The sequence below is a fragment of the Candidatus Margulisiibacteriota bacterium genome, from assembly GCA_028706105.1.
In the GTDB taxonomy this organism is placed as follows: Bacteria; Margulisbacteria; Riflemargulisbacteria; order GWF2-35-9; family DYQY01; genus DYQY01.
Genome location: JAQWCF010000113.1, coordinates 1 through 4,371, shown reverse-complemented (window position 1 = coordinate 4,371; position 4,371 = coordinate 1). Strand labels below are relative to the sequence as shown.

Here is a 4,371-nt window from a genome sequence, read left to right as displayed (position 1 = left end):
GCCAAGTGCAAACGCCGGGTAGCTACGTGTGGAAGGGATAACCGCTGAAAGCATATAAGCGGGAAGCCCACTTCAAGATGAGATTTCCCATCGCAAGAGTAAGGCCTCTGGAAGACTACCAGTTTGATAGGTTGGAGGTGTAAGCACAGCAATGTGTTCAGCTGACCAATACTAATCGGCCGAGGTCTTAACCTATTCTCGATTTACAATAAAGGTCTAAGATGTGCTATGATTACAAGACAAAAAAGATAACAGTTCTAAATATAACTTAACATTAAATTTTCAAGCAAATTTAAAATGCTTGCTGGTGATTTTGGCGGAAGTGGTACACCTGTTCCCATCCCGAACACAGAAGTTAAGACTTCCTGCGCCGATGGTACTGCATGGGCAACTTTGTGGGAGAGTAGGACGTTGCCGGCAAGCATTTTTTATCAAATTTTAAATTTCAAAAGATACACATATTAATATCAATAGAGAATAATGCATAAATGCATTTTATTTTTTATGAAAAAAAGTATACTCTTAAGTGTATGGAAGCTAATAATTATCAATCACAGTTTAATCAAAAAGAACAATACTTAATGGAAAAAATTTCCCATCAACAAAAGATAATCGATAATTTGAGAGATCAGATATCTCGATTGCAGAATAGGGAAACCATCAGTAATGGTGCGCTTGTGGATAGGGATGATTATTTTGATGAGAATCAAATCGGTTTCATCGAGGCTGTATCTAAGCAAGAGCTTATTTTAATGATAATAGACAAATGTAAGGAAGAAAATATTGCTAAGGTATCAGATAACGATCTAGAGTTATTCAGCGTTAAAATATTAAAACAGTTATATTCTTCCGAGCCTCCAGTAGTTAGAAAATTTATCAAGAATAGTAATAATGATGATTTTCCTTGCAATAATATTGAGCAACAAAAGAAGAAAATCAAAGCTTATGCCAGAAAAGTTATTTTAAAGAGAATTTTTGAAAGTGGTGCGATTGAATATTCCGTAAGGAAAAAATTTAGCTTACTTACCTTTACTGCAGTAAAGTTTTTTGAACAGTTTCCAGAAGAAATTCAGCAAAAACTAGTAGAACATTTGCGAAACAACAAAGATAAAGTTTGGAATAAAGAATACGTTAAAGGCTTTTATTTCATTATTAATTTGTTAAACAAGAGTACCATTGAGGATTGTTTTGGGTTTTTAAGAGACATTGAATATAACACAAAAGAAATTTATCAGGACCTGTTGAGTTATATATTAGAATTAGTTGGGAATTTTGTCTATTTTGTTTCTAATGGGAACGTACGTGCAACTGATGGATTAAAAGATTTGGTTTTAAAGTTTGAGGTAAGTGATCCTTCAATGTTAAAGGGTGTGTATGGTGAGCTAGTATTTGCTTATATGGCGGATAAAGTTTACGACTGGAAAGTTCTTTCTTTTCAAAAAGAATTTAAAGGTATTATTCATAAAGAAAGTTTTTGTAGTATTGAGGATATTTCCGTTGAACAGTCAGACTTTATTTACAATATTCTGGGTGAGAGGGGGATTATTGATTTTAGTAGCGGAGCTATTATTTTTGCTGGTTCTTTTACAGGATGGAAAGCACCAAGACTTATTAGAGATAGTTTTGACGTTAAAAAAGTCAGAAAAATACGTGGAATACTTAAGATGGTTAAGAAAAGTTCGCAGGGCGAGATAGATTTAATTTGTTTAGATCAAGAGGACTGTCTTTGGGACGTAGAAATTAAGAATTGGGCAGCGGGTAGCATTATTCGGTGTGAAAAGTTTTTAAAAGAGATATCCAGGCAACTTAATTCTAATGAAAGAAATATTTTCTTAAAGGAATTTTGTAATAAATATTTTGCAAAAACCGGAATAAAGATTAATGGGATTAAAAAAATGGCAGTATTAGATTGCGATACGCCTTTTAGTAAATATTTAGAAGATGTAAGGGAATTTGAGGGGATTACAGTTAAGCTTTTTGATTTAACTCCTAGAAAATTAACGGAAGAAATATTTTTAAAAACACAGACATGAGATGGTTTTATCATCAATAAACTGATATTATTTGGATATGCAAAATATTAAAACAGGGGAGAGAATGTCCAGAGTATCGTACAGAAAAATTTCTATTGCTAGCTGGTCACATCCGAAAGATCCAAGTATTTATTGCCAATTAGAACTTGAAACAACTAATGCTTTAAAGTTTATTAATGAAATAAATAATAAAAGAAATAAGAATGATGTAACACTTACGCATTTAGTTGTAAAGATTTTGGGTGAGTGCTTTTACAAATATAATGTTTTGAATTTGGTTTTAATCAGAAATAAACTTTTTTTGCGTAAAGAAACTAATGTTTTTGTTTCAACATTGTTGAGGACGAAAAAGGGGAAGGATCTTTCTGGGTTTTCTGTAAAAAATGTCCCCGATTTAACTATTGAGCAAGTTTCCGAGATTGTTAGCAAAGAAGTGGACTTCTTACGCAAATCTAAAGAAAGTGAACTTGAGGGATTTCAGTCAATAGTCAGATGGATTCCTTCCATGCTTTTAGGGATAGTTTATAAGATTATTGATTTTGTTATTTATACCTTAAATTTATCGCCTAGAATTTTTGGTCTTCCTTCTGATCCGATTGGTTCAGTGATAGTAACAAACTTAGGTTCATTGGGGCTTGAGAACGCTTTTGTTCCTTTATCTCCATATACGCGTTGTCCATTGATAGTTGCTATTGGTAAGACAAAAATGAAACCAGTAGTAGACAATGGTCAGGTTGTAGCAAAAGAAATTACCTCCTTAAATTTTACACTAGACCATCGGTATGCTGATGGTGCTGATGCTGGGTTGTTTTTGCATTATTTTAAAAAAATCTTTGAGAATCCCGAGAGTTATTCAAGCGTTTTTAAGTGAAGAAAAAGATACGAGGAGTTAATCTGGGTGGATGGCTTGTCCTAGAGAAATGGATTAAGCCTTCTCTGTTTACTGATTCTTTAGCAGAAGATGAGCTGGGCTTATTGCTTGAGTTGAAAGAAATAGCAGTCAAAAGAATAGAAAAACATCGAAGTTCTTTTATTCAAGAAAAAGACATTAAGTGGTTAGCATCTATCGGAATTAACACAATTAGAATTCCTTATGGGCATTGGTTGTTTGGTGAGGACTATCCTTACCATAAGAATTATAAGGGAACAAAATATCCTTACGTGAATGGTTCCCTTGAGTATTTAGATAAAGCTGTTGATTGGGCTGAGAAGTACGCGATAGATGTTGTGTTAGATTTACATGCTGCGCCTGGTTGTCAGAATGGCTTTGATAATGGTGGCATGTTTAATACATGTGACTGGCATAAGAAAGAAGAATATGTGGAGTTTACTGTTAAGCTTTTGCAACGAGTAGCGGAAAGATATTCTCAAAGAAGAAACATCTTGGCAATTTCTTTGCTTAATGAGCCAAGGTGGGATATCCCTACTAATTTTATCAATGAATTTAACTTAAGAGCGATTGAAGCAATGAAAACTGTTTCTGAAGCCCAAATTATGTTTCATGAAGGGTTTCGAGATTGTGTTGAGTGGCAAGGTGTTTATAGCGACAAAGAAAAGAAACTTTTGTTTTATGATATTCATCGTTATCAATGTTTCGAGACATTAGACATGAATCAGAATATTTATGAACATATTAATAAACCAGTAACTAAGCTAATACAGGAATCAAAAAACATTAAAGATAAGCTAGGAATAAGGTGTGTTGTGGGGGAATGGAGCTTGGGATTAGACCCAATGGTTGTTCCCGTACTTTTTGAAATTAAATCAAGAAATCATGCCTATCTTGGATTGGATGAAATGCAACTAGAGGCGGCAAAAAAAGCTTTTGGTTGCGCACAATTATTGGCTTATGAGTCTTTCGATGGTTGGTTTTTTTGGACTTATAAAACAGAAACACAGCCAGAATGGAGTTTCCAAGAATGTGTTAAGCGAGGATGGCTTCCAAGTAGTTATTTTTAAGTGTATTCTTTGTCTTTTAAAATAACGTCGTGAGCTCCGCCTTCTATGATACTAGTAGCAGAAACCAAAGTTAGTCTAGCTGTTCTTTTTAGTTCTTCAATGCTTCTTGAACCACAACTACACATTGTTGATTTAACTTTTTCTAATGTTATGGATAAAGTGTCTTTTAGCTTTCCAGCATAAGGCACGTAACCATCAACACCTTCTTCGAACTTGAGGTATCCACCCTTTTCACCAAACTCGTATCTTTCCCAATTTTTAGCTCGGTTTGAGCCTTCACCCCAATATTCTTTAACGTAGTTTTTGCCTAAACGAATTGTTTTGTTTGGGCTTTCGTCAAATCTAGCAAAATATCTACCCATCATAATAAAGTCAGCAC

The 4,371-nt window shown here is 34.0% G+C and carries 4 protein-coding genes and 2 rRNA genes; 5 read left to right on the top strand and 1 reads right to left on the bottom strand.

Annotated features, from left to right (window positions below):
• From PHF25_08880 to PHF25_08860, 5 genes are all read left to right on the top strand, one after another.
• Positions 1-195, top strand: a 23S ribosomal RNA gene (locus tag PHF25_08880); the annotation flags it as partial.
• Positions 196-303: 108 nt separating this feature from the next.
• A 5S ribosomal RNA gene (rrf, locus tag PHF25_08875) occupies positions 304-420 on the top strand.
• 68 nt (positions 421-488) lie between these two features.
• A complete protein-coding gene (locus PHF25_08870) occupies positions 489-2,033 on the top strand; it encodes a hypothetical protein (GenBank protein ID MDD4528122.1) in 1,545 nt (514 codons plus the stop codon).
• A gap of 37 nt (positions 2,034-2,070) precedes the next feature.
• Positions 2,071-2,904 carry a 2-oxo acid dehydrogenase subunit E2 gene (locus PHF25_08865; protein MDD4528121.1) on the top strand — a complete coding sequence of 278 codons (834 nt, stop codon included), beginning with the start codon at positions 2,071-2,073 and terminating at the stop codon, positions 2,902-2,904.
• Positions 2,901-3,992 carry a cellulase family glycosylhydrolase gene (locus PHF25_08860; protein MDD4528120.1) on the top strand — a complete coding sequence of 364 codons (1,092 nt, stop codon included), beginning with the start codon at positions 2,901-2,903 and terminating at the stop codon, positions 3,990-3,992. The genes PHF25_08865 and PHF25_08860 overlap by 4 nt, the downstream gene beginning before the upstream one ends.
• Here the strand turns inward: PHF25_08860 and PHF25_08855 are convergent.
• On the bottom strand, positions 3,989-4,371 hold a 383-nt coding region (locus PHF25_08855; protein ID MDD4528119.1), incomplete at its 5' end, for an IMP dehydrogenase. The genes PHF25_08860 and PHF25_08855 overlap by 4 nt on opposite strands.